Genomic DNA, 20,705 nt, shown 5'->3' with positions numbered 1-20,705 from the left:
TAATTGGAGAGTCAGTCTTTTTTTATCTAAATAACCCATATCATTTGCTAAAATAGTAAGTTGGGTTATCATAAAAATAGAAGAATAATTGATCAAAAAAGGATAGCGTATGTTTTGACCTTTGCTGACCAAAGGTGTATAATTGCTTTGCAAGGTCAAAAATGATCAGACTTTAGACCTTGAAAAAATAGTACAAAGGACGTAATGTCTTTTTGATTAATAAACGATACTATGTTAATAGTAGCTAATTTTATTAGCTAGTCTCTCTGAAAAAACATTAATGTTGATTATGGCTAAAAGTACTATTGTCATATTTCCTTATTTTTCAGTTAAGACAGATCGAGTTCATTACACTTTAATACTATCTAGCGTCACAGGCCTAGTTCCTCAGAAAAGATAACGATATATTGTAACAAAAAAATGTGACAGACGACATCTCTTATTTTTCAGTCGGATCTGGACAAACCTGTTAAGCTTTTAAATTTAGGAGGTAATTTTATGAATATCGAAAAAATGACAACAACGTTACAAGAAGCAATTGCAGAGGCGCAACGGGTAGCTGTTACTCGTCATCATCAGGAAATCGACATTGCTCATTTATGGAAGATTTTTTTACAGCCAAATCATTTTGGACGTAATTTTTATACAGATGCGGGAGTAGATGTAGAAGCTTTTGAGCAGGAGATTGATAAAGCGATTGATGAATATCCAAGTATTCAAGGTAGCAATATTCAATATGGTCAAAGCATGAGTCAAAATTTATTTAATTTATTAGGCGAAGCTGATAAGATCAGAGAATCATTTGGAGATGAGTTTTTAGCAACCGAAGTTGTTATTTTAGCTCTTATGAAGTTAAAAAATTATCGTTTGACAAAATATTTAACAAGCCAAGGGATCTCAGAAAAAGAACTACGTAAAAATATTGAAGATATGAGAGGGGGAGATCGTGTGACTTCTCAAAACCAAGAAGAACAGTACAAAGCTTTAGAAAAATATGGTGTAGATTTAGTGCAACAAGTTAAAAGTGGCAACCAGGACCCAATTATCGGTCGAGATGAAGAAATTCGTGACGTGATTCGAATTCTTTCTCGCAAAACAAAAAATAATCCAGTCTTAATTGGTGAACCAGGTGTTGGTAAGACAGCGATTATCGAAGGACTAGCGCAACGAATCGTTCGTAAAGATGTGCCAGAAAACTTAAAAGATAAAATTATTTTCTCGTTAGATATGGGTGCATTGATTGCTGGAGCCAAATTCCGTGGTGAATTTGAAGAACGACTAAAAGCAGTCTTGAAAGAAGTAAAAAAAAGTGAAGGTCGGATTATATTATTTATTGATGAAATCCACAATATTGTCGGCGCAGGAAAAACCGAAGGCAGTATGGATGCCGGTAACTTGTTGAAACCAATGTTGGCTAGAGGTGAATTGCATTTAATTGGTGCGACAACCTTGGATGAATATCGTCAATACATGGAAAAAGATAAAGCATTAGAACGTCGTTTCCAAAAAGTATTAGTGAAAGAACCGACTGTTGAAGATACAATCAGTATTTTACGTGGTTTAAAAGAACGTTTTGAAATTCACCATAGTGTTAATATCCACGATAATGCTTTAGTTGCTGCGGCGACATTATCAGATCGCTATATTACGGATCGTTTTTTACCAGATAAAGCGATTGATTTAGTTGATGAGGCAAGTGCTACGATTCGTGTTGAAATGAATTCAATGCCAACTGAACTTGATCAAGTAACACGTCGTTTGATGCAACTAGAAATCGAAGAAGCAGCGTTGAAAAAAGAGTCAGATGACGCAAGTAAAAAGCGTTTAGGTGCATTACAAGAAGAGTTAGCAGATCTTCGAGAAGAAGCCAATGCAATGAAGATGCAATGGGAAACTGAAAAAGAAGAAGTTAACGCAGTAAGTAACAAGCGTGGAGAAATCGATAAAGCCAAGCATGAACTAGAAGACGCTGAAAATAATTACGATCTAGAAAGAGCCGCTGTTCTTCGTCATGGTACGATTCCTCAATTAGAAGAAGAATTAAAAGAGCTTGAAGCAAAAAATGCCAAAGATAATGTGAGAATGGTACAAGAAGCCGTAACTGAAAATGAAATAGCTCAAGTTGTCGGCCGTTTAACAGGTATTCCAGTAACAAAACTGGTTGAAGGTGAACGTGAAAAATTAATGAAATTAAACGAAACCCTTCATAAACGTGTCATTGGTCAAGATGAAGCAGTAGATGCTGTAAGTGATGCTGTCATTCGTTCACGTGCAGGGTTACAAGATCCAAACCGGCCGCTAGGTTCATTCTTGTTCCTAGGTCCAACAGGTGTTGGTAAAACTGAACTGGCCAAAGCATTAGCGGAAGACTTATTTGACTCAGAAGATCATATGGTTCGGATCGATATGAGTGAATATATGGAAAAACATAGCGTTTCTCGTCTAGTTGGAGCCCCTCCAGGCTATGTTGGTTATGAAGAAGGCGGTCAATTAACAGAGGCAGTCCGTCGTAATCCATATACAATAGTCTTGTTGGATGAAATTGAAAAAGCTCACCCAGATGTATTTAACATTTTACTCCAAGTTTTAGATGATGGTCGCTTGACTGATTCTAAGGGACGTGTTGTTGATTTTAAAAATACAGTCTTGATCATGACAAGTAACATTGGTTCTCAATTATTACTTGAAGGAGTGACTTTAGAAGGCACAATTCCAGAAGAAGTTGAAGAACAAGTTATGACGATTTTACGAGGGAACTTCAAGCCAGAATTCCTAAACAGAATAGACGACACCATTTTGTTCACACCGTTAAGTCTAGGCAATGTCAAAGGGATTATCGGGAAAATGACCGCTCAATTAGCAAAACGTCTAGAACATCAAGAAATCGAACTGGTAATTTCTGAAGAAGCAAAAACTTGGATCGCAGAAAGTGGTTATGATCCAGCGTATGGCGCTCGTCCATTGAAACGATTTATTACAAAGGAAGTTGAAACTCCTCTAGCAAAAGAAATCGTTTCAGGAAGAGTAATGCCGAAAACGAAAGTAACGATCAGTTTATTAAACGATCAATTGGTTTTTGAAAATGAACCAATAGTAGAGTAACCGCAACTTTCGAAGGCATTGCATGTTTTTATTCAGGTATATAGAGTGGCAAAAACTAGAATTATTTAGTTTTTCCACTCTTTTTAATTTGAAATAATTGCTAAAATATCAATTTGTTATAAAATAAAAGGAGAGCAAACGATTGGGAGGATTCCTATGGAAAAGATGAAGGATCGCGTTGTAATGTTGGGAGATGCAATAATTGCGATTATTATTACAATCATGGTTTTGGATTTGCCGATAAAGTTAACTCACTCAGGCAACATTGAAATTATTACGTTGATGCGTTCAATAGGAATTTATTTTATTAGTTTTTGTTTTGTCGGAAACTTATGGTACCAAACAGCGCAAGTTTTCAATCATGTTAAAAAAATCAAAAATAAGGATTTTGTAGTTTATATGTTTTTGATGTTTTTTCTATCTTTAGTTCCAGCATTTACACGTCTTTTGATTGAAGATACAAATAGAGAAATTGTTTTTATGTACGGAATTTTAACATTCATTGTGAGTATTTTTCTTCAAATTTTACTCAATTCTCTTGAAAGACAAATTGAAGAAACTGAAAAAATAAAATCAGAATATCAAAAGAAGATTAGATTTAAACATCGTGGGAATTTTATTTTTAGAATTTTTCTTCTTTTTTTGGCCTACTATTACCCTGAATTTGGATTAGTGGTTTATTTAGCTTTACCAATTTTTAATTTTCTACAGAACATTGTAAGTCACGAAGAAAATATCTATGTTGAACAAATGAATGATGAGCAAAAGAACTATTATTTACAAGATTCAAATCAGACCTTTGAAAATACTATTCAAAAGTATGTCTCTCTGCTAAAATCATCTATGAATAATGCGCAAGGAGCTCAAAAAGATCCTGAGTGGTGGCATCAATTTAATCAGCAATGGCAAAAAGAAGTGAATCGAAAAATAAAACAAATTGATCAAAAACTTTCTGAAACAACTGATGAGTCTGAAAAAAATCATCTGTATCAGAAACGAGAAAAGTTAGAAAGTCAAAAACGTCAAATAGATGAGTATGTATCAATGGCGACAATTAAAAATCAGAAATCAAAGTAGTTTTTATAAAAAAGTGAAGAGTACTCAAGCTGACTTCCATAAATCTTGCTTGTGGCTACTTCATTGTGTAAAATCTAATCTATATCAATTTTTCTAAAGAGGGATCACGTGGATAAAAAAAGCAGAAGACTAGAAGAACAATTATGTTTTTCTTTACAAAGCGCATCAAAACAATTTAATAGAATGTATGCTAAAGTGTTGAAGCCATTCCATTTAACCTATCCTCAGTATCTAGTTTTACTTGTATTGTGGGAATATTCGGATCAGCGTATTTCTGATATTGGTGATAAACTTGAGTTAGATTCTGGTACATTGACACCAATGCTAAAAAGAATGGAAAAAAATGGATATATTCATCGGAATAGACTTCCAGATGACGAACGAATCGTGATTATTTCGCTTTCAGAAAAAGCGATTCAATTGGAAAATGAAATTTATGAGCAGGTGGAAGGCTGTTTTGCTCAGTTGGATTTTAATGAAAAAGAATATTTTTCGCTACTCAATCAGATAAATATTTTAAGTAAACAAATTGCTGATATAAACCGTTAATTCAAATAGGAAAATGACTTCAAAAGGAGAGAGGAGTATAAAACCTCAATTTTTAGGAGTCTTTTTTTTGTGAATTTTATGAAGCAAACTGATGTACATTTTCATTAATGTTGTGTACAATTTAATTGTGTAGTATGTATGTGACGACAAGAAGTGGAGGAATGAATCATGAAAAAAATCTATTCAACAACAATCATCAACACAGGCGGAAGAGAAGGAGAAGTATTTTCACCTGACAAGTCATTTAGCTATGAAGTGACCTCACCAGGTCCACATAAAGAAGGGAAGACTAATCCAGAACAATTATTTGCGGCAGCGTACAGTTCTTGTTTCAATAGTGCATTGGAACTTGTGATGTCTAATCAAAAGATCTCGTCTAAAAGTACAGTAAAAGCAACGGTTTCTCTATTCAGTAATGAACAAACTGGCTTTCAAGTGGGTGTTGTTCTTTCTGTTAAAATCGATGATGTAGATCGTGAGAAAGCAGAAGAACTAGTAAAAGCAGCACATGAGGTATGTCCTTATTCAAAAGCGACAAGAGGAAATATTTCGGTTGAGCTAGAAGTAGAATAATATAAAAAGGGGCAATTTTAGAATTTCTAAAGTTGCCCCTTTTTATATTACTTATTCACTTTTCTAAACGCATAAGATTTGAAATAATCAGCTTTATGTCGTTGAGTAAAACTATAAATAGTTAAAATCAATGCACCAATCGTATTTGTAAATAAATCGCCCATCGTGTCCATCAACGCAGCACGTCCAATATAAGGCTGACCTGCCTCAGTCATATAGCGTTGCAAATTCATATTACCAATTGAATCACATGCAAATTCCCAGAATTCCCAAAAAACGCCACATAAACCAGCGAAGGCAAATCCCATAATAATAAAAAGCCAAGGACTAATCTTAGAAAAATCAGTCTCACGCAAACAATAGCCAATGATCGCATATCCAACAGCGACTAATAAAATTGGACTGACTGAATGAAGAATCTTATCCCAAAATGGTACAATAATAATCAAGCGCAAACCAGTTCCAAGAAAAACTGCGATCCAAATGAAAAACCAATAGTATAAACGTACCATTTTTGGGAAAATTAACCCTGTAAATTTTGTGAAAATGAAAGGAACAAAAATAACCCCGATACCAGCAATCATTTCAAATGTGAGTAATACGTATTGTTCTGTGGGCTGTACCATGAAAATTTTGATAATGTTGACGATCAACGTAGCAAAGCCAAACAAAAGTAAAAAATAAAAAGCATTTTTTTCTTGCTTATCTTCAAATTCTAACTTCACATTAAAAGCCTCCTAACTGTGTATATTTTTTTAGCTGCTTCTCGATTAAGGAGAAAAAGTCCTGTTCTTGACTGACAATAGATCCGTTTAATTTCACTAAGCCGACGGTATATAAGTTAAGATAGTGAAACTGATTTTCAGCAGTGGCGCCCAAAGCAGCTAACTTTTTTTGATTATCTGCTCCTTGTTGACGAGTATCTGTATATAGTCCAATCATCGGAATATCTTTAGCATAAGCCACACCAGCATCTATCGTGATTCCATCTAAAACAGCCACTAATAAGTCGCTTTCAAGGACCTTTTCAGTATCAGCAAGTGCAATCATTTTACTATCTGCATAAGCGGTTTTATCATTGATAGCTCCGTTTTCTTGTGGTAAGTAAACTTCAAGTGAATCGTCAAGTTCACGAATTTTTTTAACCAAGTACTCATTGTATAATAGGTCTGCTTTGGCAAACATAGGACCAGCAAAATAGATTTTCATGTTCGTTTTCCTCCAGTAACTGTCTTGTGATAACTTTGATGAAATAGTAATTAGAAATAATCACTAAAGTAAGCTTCTTGGTCAGGAAAGATACGCTCTAAAGAATTTAAGGTTTCTTTATCTGTATCTAAACGCTCAATTCGATGAAGGTAGGTAGGGCGACGGTAATTCATTAACAAACATGTTAATGTTTGAATATCAATATGAACAGCTTGTCCTAATGGTTCATCTGTTACAGAAACTTGGTCATCTTCATCCCAAAGTAGGCTAAATATACCATTGTTCCACTCTGCAACTGGATCGGTTACTACAAAATGAAATGGTTTTGCTGTACTAGCATAAGGATAAGCCAACAGCATTTCTTTTACATCAACGATTCTTGCCATAAAATAAGGTTCAATCGTCTCTTTAATTTGGCTGTCGTCTAGTAAAAATGCTAGTGGTTCATTTTTATAGATATCTCCTTGAACCCAATAAACCATTGAAAAATGTGCTGATATAAAATTCCATAAGCCGTTTCGAGCTTCTTGATTGATGTAGAACATCTCTTTTATATGGAAAACTTCTTCAGCTACCCAGTAGAAAAGTACGCCCAAAGGCTCGTGGTTAGCACCATAATAAACAGCTGCTGTTCGTTCGTCTTCATTTTCAAAGCGCCAATATTCTTCCCAGTTAAATTCGCTACGGATCAAGGCTCCGTGATTTTGGCGGGCAAACTTTGCGTATACTGTAAAGACATCTTCATGATCCACACTAACACGCTCAACCATACCTGGGACATCAACTTGTTTAGGCAATTGAGTATCACGAATTTTAAAGGATAATTTATCCGACATGATTTCCCAGCCTTTTCGACGGTAGTAGGGGATGCTATAAGGGTAAAGATAAGAAATCCATTGTTTATCTTCCCGCATGTTTTTAAGAGCCAAATGAATCAAATCCTGCATCAAACCATGATTGGCATATTCAGGATAAGTTCCAACACCAGTGATTCCGCCCATTTTGAAAAGTGTCCCGTGAATATTTACCTCACATGGATAAATTGCAATCTGAGAAATCAGTTGATCTTCATGAAACCAACCAAATACTTTTGACTGTTCTAAAATCGGCTGTTTTGATTTAATTAATTCTTTTTTACTTTCATAGCCACTTTCATCTAAATCAGCTTCCGTAAATTGGAAGACATAGCTCAACAATTCATTGAACTGATCTACATATTTTTCATCCACGGCTTTTAATTCTAAACTATCTTTGAATGCTTTTTGGTTCATTCTTCCATCTCCAATTATTTTTTCTACCTCCAGTATATCAAAAAAATGGCAATAACATAGAGTATTTGACTGCTAGGAAGTAGTAAAGGTGTATTCGTGATTGTGAACTCTTTAAAATACATGGAGATGATTGAGCCAAAGCGGCATTTAGCGAGCTGAAAATAAACTCGATTCTATAACAAATAACTATGTGGTTTTATGAGATATCATTGGATCGATGAGTGTGGTAAGGAAACATAGGAAAGTTCTTTAATTCTGGCGGAAATCTTGCTATAATGGGAAGTGCTGATTAAGAATGATTTGAGCAATGAGCTAGTTTGGATTGATAAAATCAAAAATATAAGCTCGTACAGCTTTTCATAAAAGAAATGAGGACTATTAATGAATCTAAATGAAATGAAGCAACGACAAGAAAAAATTCGTAATTTTTCCATTATTGCTCATATTGACCATGGGAAATCTACCCTTGCTGACCGAATTTTACAAAAAACGGAAACTGTTTCAGATCGTGAAATGCAAGATCAATTACTTGATGCGATGGATTTGGAACGTGAACGTGGAATAACAATTAAATTGAATGCTGTTGAATTAAGCTATACTGCTAAAGATGGTGATGAGTATATTTTCCATTTAATCGATACACCAGGACATGTGGATTTTACGTATGAAGTGTCAAGAAGTTTAGCAGCATGTGAGGGTGCCATCTTAGTGGTGGATGCAGCCCAAGGAATAGAAGCTCAAACATTAGCGAATGTTTATTTAGCATTAGACAATGATTTGGAAATTATTCCAGTCATTAATAAAATTGATTTACCAGCAGCAGATCCAGAAAGAGTACGTACAGAAATCGAAGATGTGATAGGTATTGACGCTAGTGAGGCTGTATTAGCAAGTGCCAAAGCAGGTATTGGAATTGAGGATATTCTAGAACAAATCGTAGAGTTGGTTCCAGCTCCTACAGGTGATCTAGAAGCACCCTTAAAAGCGTTGATTTTTGATTCAGTGTATGACAGCTATCGTGGGGTTATTTTAAATGTCCGAATCATGGATGGCGTTGTTAAACCTGGCGATAAAATCATGATGATGAATAACAATAAAACATTTGAAGTAACAGATGTTGGTATCTTTTCACCAAAACCAATCAGTCGAGATTTCTTGATGGTTGGTGATGTTGGCTACATTACTGCAGCAATCAAAACAGTTCGTGATACCCAAGTAGGAGATACTGTAACGTTAGCAAATAATCCTGCAAAAGAAGCTTTGGCAGGATATCGCAAAATGAATCCAATGGTTTATTGTGGATTGTATCCAATCGATAATTCCCGTTATGTTGAATTACGTGAAGCTTTGGAAAAATTACAGTTAAATGATGCGGCATTGCAATTTGAAGCAGAATCATCTCAAGCTTTAGGATTCGGTTATCGTTGTGGCTTCTTAGGATTATTGCATATGGATGTTATCCAAGAACGTTTGGAGCGTGAATTTAATCTTGATTTGATCACAACAGCTCCATCAGTAATTTACCATGTAACTAAAACAGATGGTACAAAAATCGTTGTTGATAATCCAGCAGAATTTCCAGATCAAAGCACCGTTGATTTTGTGGAAGAACCTTATGTTAAAGCAACAATCATGGTTCCAAATGAATATGTTGGAGCTGTTATGGAAATCTCTCAACGAAAACGTGGCGAATTTGTCACAATGGATTACTTAGATGAGTATCGAGTAAATGTTATTTACGATATGCCTTTATCAGAGATCGTTTACGACTTCTTTGATCGCTTGAAATCTGGTACAAAGGGGTATGCCTCATTAGATTATGAAATGATTGGCTATCGTAAGAGTAACTTATCTAAGATGGATATTCTATTGAACTCAGAAAAAGTGGACGCATTAAGCTTTATTGTGCATAAAGACTTTGCTTTTGAACGTGGAAAAGTGATTGTTGAGAAATTGAAAAAATTAATTCCTCGACAACAATTTGAAGTGCCTATTCAAGCTGCAATTGGACAAAAAATTACTGCACGTTCTACTATTAAAGCCTTGCGCAAAAACGTTTTAGCTAAATGTTACGGTGGAGATATCTCACGTAAACGTAAGTTATTAGAGAAACAAAAAGATGGTAAGAAACGGATGAAACAAGTCGGTTCTGTGGAAGTTCCACAAGAAGCCTTCATGGCAGTTCTGAAAATGGATGAGGATGAACCGAAGAAATAGCAATACATGGAAATGAATTTTAAAACATATTCTTTTTCATGAGATGTACCAACTAAATTATTCAAGAAAAAATAACACGATCTACATCTAGGCTTTTGACAGACTAGATGTAGATCGTGTTATTTTAATTTCTTTTGAATAAATCAAATCACATAAGAGCCTCTAAGAAAAAGGTCTACCTAAAGGTTTACTGTCAGAGGTATTCGTTATTGATTCATTCAGTTTATTTTGATCAGGTGTTCCTTTTGAAGGTGTGGGAGTGTATGCTCCTAAAATAATCGCACTAAACATAAGTACAGTGATGGATAAAAGAGCAGTTGATCGTTTGGGTTGTGTGTGTGTTTGAGAAGTTATAATCGCGTCTAAACGATTTTTAATTTCTTTCGTATTTTCATAAAGAGTGACGGAGGCAACTTTTTCATTATACGTTCCTGGATTGTTAGTCATCTCAATCAATGTGGTGCCATAGTTATAGCATTCTTCTTTAGAAAAGTAACGAGTTGTTGCTTCATCACATGCGTATTCACATTCCCGATTCATCGTTTTTTCAATAAAATAAACAACAGGATTAAACCAATGAATACAGACAATGAATTGCATGAACCACTTATAGAGAATGTCTTTATTTTGATAATGTGTAATTTCGTGTGACAAAATGCTGTAAAGTTGCTCTTGAGTCATATTTTCATGTGGTAAAACGATATAGTTTTTTCTCACACCTAATAACAAAGGTGATGAGACAAGCGGTGTCGTATATATATCAATAGGCGTTGTAATTTTTTTATCCTCACAAATCTCACTTAAAAGATCAAGAACATCTGGATTATCTACGGACTGCCAATCTGCTTTGATATACTTAGCAAAACTTTGGTATTTGGTGATTTTTTGGACAATCAAGCAAACGGCAATGGCTAACCATATATATACAATATAAGGTGCAAAAGGAGTATCTTTGCTGCCCATAATGATATTGTCCTTAAAAATGACATTATCTCCAATAATAACAGAAGGATTTCTTACTTCCTTTGAGCCATAAATTATTTCGTAAAACGGAGATGATTCAATAGAGGAGAATATCGTACCCAAAATACTTTTGTTTGGAGAGAACGGAAAAATAAAACGGAGTAGAACAAGCAATAGTAGATAGTATTGAAACCGTCTAGCGCCCCTTTTTTTCAAGAAGTGTCTACCTATTAACCAAATACCAAATAAAATTGAACCTGAAATACTGAGGGAAATAAGTAAGTTCAATGTTTTTTCGATTATCATTCCTTATTTTTTTCCCAGTATTCTTTCAACTCTTCAATTTCTTTGTTGGAAATCAATTTATTTTCAACTAATGTGGCAATCAAGCCTTTAACTTCCCCCTCATACATTTTCCCAACAAAATCTTTCGTTTCTTGCCCTACATAGTCCTTTTCGGTTAAAAGTGCAATGTACTCATTTCTTCGGCCTTTTTTTTGAACATCTAAAATATTTTTTTCAGTTAAACGAGCAAGGAAGGTCAAGATAGTATTATTTTTCCATGTGAACTCTTTTGCATGCAGTTCTTCAACAATCTCAGAAAACATCATACGACCATCGTTAGACCAAATCACTCGCAATATTTCCAATTCTGAGTCAGATATTTTTGGTGTCATAAAGCTCCTCCTTTTGTGAATAATAAAAACATTTTCAATGAATCAAGTCTTTTTTTGAGTATTATTTCGTTATCGAATAGAAGCAACAATCCAATTATAACACGACTGTTGACAAAATAGAAAAGTACATGATATTATAACTACACGATGTAGGTATAAACTGTGAAAGTACTTTCAATAAATTCTAGAACTCAAGCTATCTATATCAAAACTAAAAAGAAAAGGAGAGGCGATTTGAAAAGGAAGCGGTTGTTAGCTTTGTTTCTTTTGACGGGTGTTGGTGTGCTTGCTGCTTGTTCAGCATTTAGTAATGTAAAAAAAAACGTACCTGAAACGAGTCATACAGAAAAAAAAGTGAATTCCGACAGTGCTATGCGATCATTAAAAGAAAAAGAGAAGCTATATGATGATTTAGCTAGCAATGCTAATTCACCAAAGATGCTTAAGTATTCCGATCAGTTTAAGCAAAAAATATCATTTGTTGCTCAAGTAGAAGGCGAGCCAAAACAAGTGAAGTCAAAAGACGACTCGTTAAACGGTGAATGGTACGTATCAGTACTATTAATGAGAAATAAAAATACTCCGATTTATTTAAATCTTTCCGATATTAAAAAAAAAAATTGGCCTAAAAATGATGATATCCTCCGAATTGAAGGAACTCCAATTGGTTATCTCTATACTAGTTATAACAATGAACGACTTGATTTATTAGATATGAAAGCAAGCGCTTTAGAAGTGGTAAATGTTAAAAATGAAAGTGTTTCTTCTGATAAAGTGATCGAAACGAATCAGTATAAAGTGGAAATTACAGCTATTGATTTGTTGCAGGATGCGTTTGAAGATCCTAGCTTAGTTGTTTATTACAATTTTAAGAATAAAAAAGGGTATCGATCGGTATCACCGCTGAAGAATTATTTTTATTTCAGTCAAAAGAAAAAACGATTGGAAACTACAATTTTAAATGTGAATAATAATCAACTTGATTCTAAGGCGATTAATAGAGATACGTTAGAGCCAGGTGAAGAAATGCTATATTACGAAGCATTCAAACTATTGGATTTAGAGGAAAAGGTTTATTTGGATGTTTTTGACGATGAGTATAACTTGTTAAATACACTAGAGCTATCAGTACCAGGAGCAAAATAAATAACCCCTTACTATTGTGTTGTTTTGGATAAGATCATTTTGATTTAGTATAAAGTGATCTAAGTAACAAGAGATAGAAGAACAAAAAAAGGAGAATTATATATGAAATATATTATCAAACAAAAGTTAGTTGCTTTAAAACCTACTTATGAAATCTTAGATGTATCAGGAAATCAATTATACAAAGTTAAAGGGAGTTTTCTAGGAAGAGAAAAATTTGAAATTACTGACTTAAATGGTCAAAGCTTGGCAAAGTGTGAAACAAAAGTAAATATTTTAAGTATTATTGGATCGTTTCTAAGATATAATTTCAAAAAATATCATATCTTAGTTGATGGCAAGACCGTATTTTCTATGGCTCGTTCTTTGAATATTTTCTCTTATAAATTTACTATTGATTCACCTATAGGAGAGGTTAAATTAGGTTATGGAATGACAGGAAGCCACCAGTTTACGTTGCAGGATAAAATTATTTGTGATATTGATAAACGAAAATTGACTTTAGGTGGAGATGAGTACCATATCGAGATTGATGATGCTCATGACCATAAAGCTTTCTTACTAACAACAATAGCTTTGGACCGTATTTATTATACGAAGAGATAGGCAGTGGCACAGGGGAAAAATAATATATATAGTGAGTTAAAAGTAGAGTATTTAACATAATTGTATAGTCAATGAATGTGTCAGGCGAATTCTTTAATAAATAATAAAATAGGGGAATTGGAGTAAATGAGAAATAAAAGTAAAGTGTTTATGATAATGTCAGTATTCAGTATGGTAGTTATTATGACTGGGTGTGGTACAGTGAAAAAGGCTAAAGAGAGTATTGATAATTATGGTTCTAATTCTTCAAAAATGGATGAAGGAGATAAGTATAATGCATATGTTGACTTATTCAATGTGCTATCAGATGAATTAACAACCATAGAAAGTTCTTATGCTGAGTATCATATAGATGAAGCTGGTAACTTTGCACCAACAGACGATAAAAATGCACTTGGATTTATAGGGGATACTAGTTCAGTACAACGGGCGATTGAAGAAGCTGATAAAGCAATCTCTACTAAACCGAAAATGGATGTTGATAAGGATGTAGAAGCATTACTAACGGTTCTAAAAAAAGAAATGTCAATTTTAGAAGAAATTGAGAGCTATTATAATGAAAAAGATTTCTTGAATGATCATGATGAAAAAGGAAAAGAGTTAAATACAAAATTATTATCGGTTTATAAACAAGCAGATAAACTACTTAAAAAATTCCACGATAACATGCAAGCTTTAATGAGTGAAACAGAGAAAAAAGAACGGAAATCGCATGAAAAAGAGGGAAATAAAATTTCATTAGGAATGCTACAATTTATTGATGTAGCAAAAGAAACTAGAAATCTGGTTAATGACAGTATAACTGAGGATGGAACGATAAATTTGATACCTGAGGAATATGCTGAAGTAAACATTAAAATTTCTAAAGCATTAGATGAACTTAAAGCAGTTCCTAAAGATTCAAACGCTATAGCAAAAGAAGGGTTTTCTTCAAGTTCAACTTTCGATATTGACAATTTTATAGATAAAGCATCAGAGTTTAAAAGTTTATCAAATACACTTTCTGCAAGTTTTGAAGATGAAGAATCATTGACCGATTCTACGAAGGAAATATCAAATGCATATTCAGCGTTGATTGATGCGTATAATAAAATAAATTAGTATTGGGTTTTTTCTATAAAAGTAATATTAAGTCTTTATAGGTCTGTGTTACTTGATACGTTTAAAGATAAAATCATTAGTGAGACATGGATAGTATTCAGGAGAACAGATCTTTATACTGATAACGATTGTTTTAGATTATAGGAAGAGATATAAAAGAAGAGTAGTTAATTTAATAAGTTGAATAATATATGATTGCATGAAAGAAGTTTATATAGTACACTTAGTAAGTCTGAAAAATCAATACCTTAACAAATAACTATCCTTATCCCATCTCAGCAGAGATGGGATTTTATTCTGCAGTTTTTAAATATAAAAATGAGTGTTTTCTCATAATAGGAAATATATATGTACTTTTGGTTAATAAGGTCGTATAATAACATTTGTAGTATAATTGTAATTTAAATTAATAGGTCATTTCATTCGTAAGGGTGTTTTAATTCCTCTTTTTTTTATCACAAAGGTATTGCAAAAATTAATCGTGCTAAAAGCACTAGGAGGAACACATTTATGAATACAGGTACAGTGAAATGGTTTAACGCAGATAAAGGTTTTGGTTTTATTACTCAAGATAACGGAACAGACTTGTTTGCTCATTTTTCAGCAATCCAAGGTGACGGATTCAAATCTTTAGACGAAGGCCAAAGCGTATCATTTGATATCGAAGAAGGTCAACGTGGACCACAAGCAGTAAATATTGTAAAAAACTAATTTAAGATTATTTATAAGATTCGATTTTATCGGATCTTTTTTTGTTGCTCAAAAAAGCTATTGCTTATGGGTAGAAGAATGATAGTCGGTAAACATATTCAGCAGAATCTTTAGATGGACGTAAAAGTCCGAAACATACTGGAAAACACAGGAATTATTTTATAAAATGACTCTTATTATTTGTTTTTTTAACTAGAAGTAATATAAAGTTCGGAAAGATGTGAGTCACTTATTTGAAAAAAGTTTGTTTCAGATTTTTTCTGCAGTTAAAAATGTACATCTAAATTTATTTATTTTAATAAAGCGTATCTGTTGATATTTTTTCAATTAGAAGTTATTATACAAACATACCAACAACAACCCTTTTTATTTTTTCATTTTACTCTTTTAGAGTAAAACTCCTTTTCCCACCTTCATTAGAGGGTGGGATTTTTTTGTTATGTATTTGATGTATCAGCATAAATTCAAATTTAATAAATTATTTGCTAATACTTCTTCTATATAATCCTTTATTTTATTGACGAAAAACAAATTGATTTCTTTTTTTTGAAATAATAATTGTTTTTGAAGGGATATTAGTTGATAAATATTTAAAAAAATAGTATTATAAATTCATACCAACAACAACCCTTTTTATTTTTTCATTTTACTCTTTAGAGTAAAACTCCTTTTCCCACCTTCATTAGAGGGTGGGATTTTTTGTTCTTTTATTGATCCATAATTAAAAAAAGATAAAAATAAAAAAGAAGCTTATGGGATATAAATTCATAAGCTTCTTTTTCTTATCCAATCATTACACTTTCATCAGGGTATTTAAATTTTGCTTGTTGTTTTTGACCTTTCGTTAGTAGTGAAAAACCAACAGTATAGATGCCAACACGACCAATATACATTAACAGCATGATAATTATTTTTCCTATATTTGTCAGATCAGGTGTTAGTCCCATAGTCAGACCAACTGTACCGAATGCAGAAAATACTTCAAATGCTACATATTCTATGCCAGAGGATTCTGGGATGTTTTCAGTAATCGTCAAAAGCATGATGGAAAGTACACATAACGTCAATGTGATAAAGAATAAGGTTAAAGCACGAAAGACAGTGCTATTGCGAATCGTACGTCCTTGGAATTCAGCACGAGTACGACCTTTAAAGATTGAAACAATTTGAATCACTAATACAGCAAAAGTTGTCGTTTTTAGACCACCTGCTGTAGAACCAGAAGTTCCGCCGATATACATTAAAAACATAGTTGTAATTAAACCCGCATTTGTCATCTGCAAGTAGTCGATAGAGTAATAGCCTGCCGTTCTCGGCGTTACAGACATGAAGAAAGTATTCGCTAAACGATCAAAAAAATTAGTACCAGTAGTTAAATCGCTTGCGTTGTGTTCTGTGACGAAAAAAATAATGAATCCGCCAATCAATAAAGAAAGAGTTGTAATAAGGGCGATTTTAGTATGCAAAGAAAACTTACGTCTTTTCTTATAAAGAAGTAAATCTTGCCAAACGATAAAACCAAGACCACCAGAAATAATTAAAGCACCCACAACTAACAAAATGAAAGGATTTGTCTGATAAGGAGTCAAACTGTCTCCTAGTAAATCAAAGCCAGCATTACAAAAACTAGATATAGAATGGAAAATACCAAAGAAAAGACCTTTCTTCCAGCCAAATTCAGGTACAAATTCGAATGAAAGTAATAATGCTCCAACTAATTGAATAACTGTTGCCAATTTAACGACATACATCATTAGTCGAAAGGCTCCTGACATATCATCTAGATTAAGAGCTTCTCGTAATAAAATGCGGGTACTAAGTGTAATCTTTTTGCGAAGGATAAAGTATAAAAGTACTGGCATTGTCATAAAACCTAAGCCACCTAGTTCAATGAGAAGCATGATAACTAATTGACCGTATGCATTCCAATGTAGAGCAGTGTTTAGTGTAGTTAAGCCAGTAACACAAACAGCAGAAACAGCTGTAAATAAGGCATCTATAAAAGGGGTTGCTGTACCACTTCGTGAAAAGAAGGGTAGAGTTAACAACGATCCGCCGATAAAAATTAAGACGATAAAACCTAAAGCTAAAACTTGAACAGCTGATAAACGTTTTTTTATTTTGATAGTCAATTTATTTTTTTTCATTCTATTCCTCGTTCAACATACTTTGATTGTGCAGTATATTTCAATTTTATTTGATAAATTCAAGTGTACCATTTTATGAAATAATTTCCAGTAATTTGAGAGGCGAGACTATTTTGAATGAATAAGAGAGTATAAAAAATTTAAATTTAAAAAAGAAAACGCTTGTAAAATTTTAAATTATAAAGTATTATACAAATACAAACTAATTGTATATACAAGTTGAAAGGGAGGCGTGAATAAAATGGCTAAGTTTCAAGACGATGCTAAAAAGTTATTAGAAGATGTGGGGGGCAAAGAGAATATTGCTGCTGTTTCACATTGTGCAACTCGGATGCGTTTTGTTCTTAATGATCCAAGTAAAGCGAATACGAAAGAGATTGAAAAAATTCCTTCTGTTAAGGGAACTTTTACAAATGCTGGGCAGTTTCAAGTTATTATTGGAAATGAGGTAGCTCAATTTTATAATGAATTTTCTTCTATTTCAGGAGTTGAAGGCGTTTCCAAGGAACAAGGAAAAGCGGCTGCAAAGCAAAATTTAAATCCGATTCAACGGGCTATTTCAGTTTTGGCAGAGATTTTTACGCCACTGATACCTGCATTGGTAATTGGTGGACTGATTTTAGGATTTCGTAATGTATTAGAAGGTATTCCTTTTGGTTTTTTAGATGGACAAAAAATTGTTGATGTTTCACAATTTTGGAGTGGGGTGAATTCATTTTTATGGCTGATTGGCGAAGCAATTTTCCAGTTCTTGCCTGTAGGTATTACGTGGAGTATTACTAAAAAAATGGGAACAACACAAATTCTGGGTATCGTTTTAGGTATTACTTTAGTTTCACCACAATTACTAAATGCTTATGCCGTGGCAGGTACAGCAGCAGCTGATATTCCATTTTGGGATTTTGGATTTGCTCAAGTGGATATGATTGGTTATCAAGCGCAAGTTATTCCAGCAATGTTAGCAGGATTTTTACTGGCATATTTGGAGATCTACTTTAGGAAAGTTATACCTCAAGCTGTTTCGATGATTTTTGTGCCTCTATTTGCTTTAGTGCCAACTGTTATAGCAGCTCATGTGATTTTAGGTCCGATTGGTTGGGCTGTTGGAAGTTGGATTTCAGATATTGTAAATGCGGGATTGACTTCTTCCTTTAATTGGTTATTTGGTGCCGTGTTTGGTTTCATGTATGCGCCATTAGTGATTACAGGTCTGCATCATATGACAAATGCTATCGATCTTCAATTGATTGCTGATTTCCATTCGACAAATCTTTGGCCGATGATTGCTTTGTCAAATATTGCTCAAGGTTCAGCGGTGTTAGCTGTTGTATTTATGCACAGAGGAAACAAAGAAGAAGAGCAGGTATCGATTCCAGCTATGATTTCTTGTTATCTAGGAGTGACGGAACCTGCAATGTTTGGAATCAATTTAAAGTACATTTATCCTTTTGTCGCAGGCATGATTGGTTCTGCTAGCGCAGGGTTGTTTGCAACATTGTTTGATGTTAAAGCGATCAGTATTGGTGTTGGCGGATTGCCAGGGATTTTATCTATTGTTCCTCAATATTATTTAGCATTTTTCGGAGCGATGTTGATAGCAGTTGTTGTACCATTTATTCTAACGTATATTTTCAGAAAGAAAGGTATTTTTAATAAACTAGACCCAGTTGATGAAGTGACAGGAAAATTATTTGTAGAAGAGATGTAATGATTATTTTTATAGCTGAAAAAGTGAGATAAGAGGATTGTCTCACTTTTTTTGTGGCTAAAATTAGTTTTCTTATCCACTCACAACCTGAACAAACGAGGTGTCTATTCAGAGGTCTAATTTTTTCTATAGCTAATCGATTTGTTCTACTTTTCTAATAAAATAGTTGGCTTTTTTTGTTGTTTCAGGTAGACTAAATAGGGCTTAAGAAAAGGGAGAATGATTGATGGATATTTATTTAAAAAGTGCAATTTTACACATTATTGATCGTGAAACTGGGACTCCAGTATTTTCAGAGAAGGAATTGGATTTGACAACAGAATACATACGAGTGTATTTAACGAGCAAAATCACCAAACTTTCAACAGCTCAAACAAAAACAGGTGTTTTAGCAGAAGAAAGTGGCTTTGTGGACAAGATGCGAGGAATTCCTAATGATTTTGTTCAAAAGAGTCAACAGTTGGCTCAGCATTGGTATGATATTTATTCTGGTAGTGAGGATGCACCAAGTGCCGATGTCCTTTTCATTTTGTATGAACTGGATACTGTAATGCATTTGGCAATGATTAAATTGAATTATAAAGAAAGTTATACGCATTATGTAGATTATGAAGATGAAGCTGTTTACAATAAGTTAATCATCAACCGAGCTATTTTACCATCGAAGTCTCAAAAACCAGATGAAGGAATGACGGTGAATCTAGATACTTTGGCATATGAGCTGCTAGAAAAACGTTATGAGTTTTCTGGTGAAAAAGTTTGGTACTTCTCAGAAAAAGTGATCGAATCGGAACCTGCACCTTCTATAGAAGAAAATATGAAAGAAATCAAAAAAGCAGTAAAACGTATTGGAAAAAAATTCAATGAAGACGAATTTGAATTAATTGCTTCTGTGAAAGAAGCGGTTTATGAAAGTATTGAAGAAACTGGAACGATCGATAATGAACAAGTAGCTGAACTGGTCTTTAAAGAAAACATTTCAGCTCGGATGGCCTATCAAGATGAAGTGAATGAATCGAAATTTGTAGATAAAACACCACCTGTTCGTGAAGCTAGAGAGATATCAGAGAAAAAATTTGGTAAGCAAAAATTGAAGATGAGCAATGGGATTGAATTGATTGTTCCGATTGATGTTTATCGTAATGGAGATCTGATTGAGTTTGTTAATAATCCGGATGGAACGGTATCTATTGTTTTGAAAAATATTGAAAAAATTAGTAATCAATTATAATCTTAACACGACTAAAAAAAGCTCTTCTTTTGAAGAGCTTTTTTTAGTCTATCTAATCAGTTAATTGATCCAGAGCTTTTTTTGGAACGTTTTCTTCAGGAATTTCTTCCCAACTTAGAACACCTTTTCTAGGATTTACTTTTAATTTTAAATAAGCATTAATCCTCAATGGTTTATCTCTAATTTCTCTCAATGTTTGGACATTTTTTTCACCTTTACTATTAAAAGCAGTTTGCGTATAATCATATTCTGTATATTTCTCACCGTTAGAGAACTTTCCTGTCTTCGTTCCATCAGGTGTATTGACACGGGTATAATAAGTTTTTCCCCCATAGTAATAGTCATAACCAAACCATATACCAGCAGTTAAAAGAACAAATGGCAGAATGTAAATTAGTATTTTTTTCAATATCTTCA

At 33.5% G+C, this 20,705-nt stretch carries 18 protein-coding genes; 11 read left to right on the top strand and 7 right to left on the bottom strand.

What is annotated here, in order from left to right; genetic code table 11:
* Positions 1-498 precede the first annotated feature (498 nt).
* The 4 genes from clpB to BCR23_RS00745 all read left to right on the top strand — a co-directional run bounded on the left by clpB (position 499) and on the right by BCR23_RS00745 (position 5,301).
* A complete protein-coding gene (clpB, locus tag BCR23_RS00760; RefSeq protein ID WP_069633595.1) occupies positions 499-3,102 on the top strand; it encodes an ATP-dependent chaperone ClpB in 2,604 nt (867 codons plus the stop codon).
* A 156-nt stretch (positions 3,103-3,258) separates the two neighbouring features.
* Positions 3,259-4,179 carry a TMEM175 family protein gene (locus tag BCR23_RS00755; RefSeq protein ID WP_083241853.1) on the top strand — a complete coding sequence of 307 codons (921 nt, stop codon included), beginning with the start codon at positions 3,259-3,261 and terminating at the stop codon, positions 4,177-4,179.
* 108 nt (positions 4,180-4,287) lie between these two features.
* A complete protein-coding gene (locus tag BCR23_RS00750; protein ID WP_069633594.1) occupies positions 4,288-4,728 on the top strand; it encodes a MarR family winged helix-turn-helix transcriptional regulator in 441 nt (146 codons plus the stop codon).
* 168 nt (positions 4,729-4,896) lie between these two features.
* The gene (locus tag BCR23_RS00745; protein ID WP_069633593.1) at positions 4,897-5,301 is read left to right on the top strand and encodes an organic hydroperoxide resistance protein; all 405 of its coding nucleotides are present in this window, start codon (positions 4,897-4,899) and stop codon (positions 5,299-5,301) included.
* 47 nt (positions 5,302-5,348) lie between these two features.
* Here the strand turns inward: BCR23_RS00745 and BCR23_RS00740 are convergent, their stop codons facing one another.
* From BCR23_RS00740 to BCR23_RS00730, 3 genes are read right to left on the bottom strand one after another with little or no spacing between them, the layout of a single operon-like run.
* Positions 5,349-6,026 carry a DUF2238 domain-containing protein gene (locus tag BCR23_RS00740; RefSeq protein ID WP_069633592.1) on the bottom strand — a complete coding sequence of 226 codons (678 nt, stop codon included), beginning with the start codon at positions 6,024-6,026 and terminating at the stop codon, positions 5,349-5,351.
* A 1-nt stretch (position 6,027) separates the two neighbouring features.
* A complete protein-coding gene (locus tag BCR23_RS00735) occupies positions 6,028-6,510 on the bottom strand; it encodes a nucleoside 2-deoxyribosyltransferase (protein ID WP_069633591.1) in 483 nt (160 codons plus the stop codon).
* A 50-nt stretch (positions 6,511-6,560) separates the two neighbouring features.
* Positions 6,561-7,781 (bottom strand): GNAT family N-acetyltransferase, encoded by a 1,221-nt coding sequence (locus tag BCR23_RS00730; RefSeq protein WP_069633590.1) that lies wholly within the window; start codon positions 7,779-7,781, stop codon positions 6,561-6,563.
* 381 nt (positions 7,782-8,162) lie between these two features.
* Here BCR23_RS00730 and lepA point away from each other — a divergent pair, with 381 nt between their 5' ends.
* Complete coding sequence (gene lepA / locus BCR23_RS00725; RefSeq protein WP_069633589.1) at positions 8,163-9,998, top strand: translation elongation factor 4; 1,836 nt, start codon at positions 8,163-8,165, stop codon at positions 9,996-9,998.
* A 162-nt stretch (positions 9,999-10,160) separates the two neighbouring features.
* Here the strand turns inward: lepA and BCR23_RS00720 are convergent, their stop codons facing one another.
* Positions 10,161-11,267 carry a M56 family metallopeptidase gene (locus BCR23_RS00720; protein WP_071870043.1) on the bottom strand — a complete coding sequence of 369 codons (1,107 nt, stop codon included), beginning with the start codon at positions 11,265-11,267 and terminating at the stop codon, positions 10,161-10,163.
* On the bottom strand, positions 11,264-11,638 hold the full coding sequence (locus tag BCR23_RS00715; protein WP_069633587.1) for a BlaI/MecI/CopY family transcriptional regulator: 375 nt from the start codon (positions 11,636-11,638) through the stop codon (positions 11,264-11,266). Before BCR23_RS00715 ends, BCR23_RS00720 begins: the two co-directional genes overlap by 4 nt.
* Before the next feature lie 234 nt (positions 11,639-11,872).
* On the opposite strand from BCR23_RS00715, the gene BCR23_RS00710 reads away from it, so the two are divergent.
* The 4 genes from BCR23_RS00710 to BCR23_RS00695 all read left to right on the top strand — a co-directional run bounded on the left by BCR23_RS00710 (position 11,873) and on the right by BCR23_RS00695 (position 15,202).
* Positions 11,873-12,784, top strand: a complete 912-nt coding sequence (locus BCR23_RS00710) for a DUF5067 domain-containing protein (RefSeq protein WP_069633586.1) — start codon at positions 11,873-11,875, stop codon at positions 12,782-12,784.
* A 102-nt stretch (positions 12,785-12,886) separates the two neighbouring features.
* Positions 12,887-13,390 (top strand): LURP-one-related/scramblase family protein, encoded by a 504-nt coding sequence (locus tag BCR23_RS00705; protein WP_069633585.1) that lies wholly within the window; start codon positions 12,887-12,889, stop codon positions 13,388-13,390.
* A gap of 126 nt (positions 13,391-13,516) precedes the next feature.
* Positions 13,517-14,491 carry a DUF3829 domain-containing protein gene (locus tag BCR23_RS00700; protein ID WP_069633584.1) on the top strand — a complete coding sequence of 325 codons (975 nt, stop codon included), beginning with the start codon at positions 13,517-13,519 and terminating at the stop codon, positions 14,489-14,491.
* Positions 14,492-15,001: 510 nt separating this feature from the next.
* The gene (locus BCR23_RS00695) at positions 15,002-15,202 is read left to right on the top strand and encodes a cold-shock protein (protein ID WP_010761095.1); all 201 of its coding nucleotides are present in this window, start codon (positions 15,002-15,004) and stop codon (positions 15,200-15,202) included.
* 782 nt (positions 15,203-15,984) lie between these two features.
* Here the strand turns inward: BCR23_RS00695 and BCR23_RS00690 are convergent.
* Positions 15,985-17,349 (bottom strand): TrkH family potassium uptake protein, encoded by a 1,365-nt coding sequence (locus tag BCR23_RS00690; RefSeq protein ID WP_069633583.1) that lies wholly within the window; start codon positions 17,347-17,349, stop codon positions 15,985-15,987.
* Between the two features lie 241 nt (positions 17,350-17,590).
* Between BCR23_RS00690 and treP the strand changes: the two genes are divergently transcribed.
* Positions 17,591-19,057 (top strand): PTS system trehalose-specific EIIBC component, encoded by a 1,467-nt coding sequence (gene treP, locus BCR23_RS00685; RefSeq protein ID WP_069633582.1) that lies wholly within the window; start codon positions 17,591-17,593, stop codon positions 19,055-19,057.
* Between the two features lie 226 nt (positions 19,058-19,283).
* Entirely contained in the window at positions 19,284-20,288 is a 1,005-nt protein-coding gene (locus tag BCR23_RS00680; RefSeq protein WP_069633581.1) for a nucleoid-associated protein, read from the top strand.
* Positions 20,289-20,340: 52 nt separating this feature from the next.
* Here the strand turns inward: BCR23_RS00680 and BCR23_RS00675 are convergent, their stop codons facing one another.
* Positions 20,341-20,697: a YxeA family protein gene (locus BCR23_RS00675; RefSeq protein WP_069633580.1), complete on the bottom strand. Its 357-nt coding sequence runs from the start codon at positions 20,695-20,697 to the stop codon at positions 20,341-20,343.
* Positions 20,698-20,705: the final 8 nt, after the last annotated feature.

Source organism: Enterococcus quebecensis, assembly GCF_001730365.1.
Classification (GTDB): domain Bacteria; phylum Bacillota; class Bacilli; order Lactobacillales; family Enterococcaceae; genus Enterococcus_L; species Enterococcus_L quebecensis.
The sequence above is the reverse complement of the archived record's forward strand: the minus strand, read 5'-3'. Positions and strand labels throughout refer to the sequence as shown.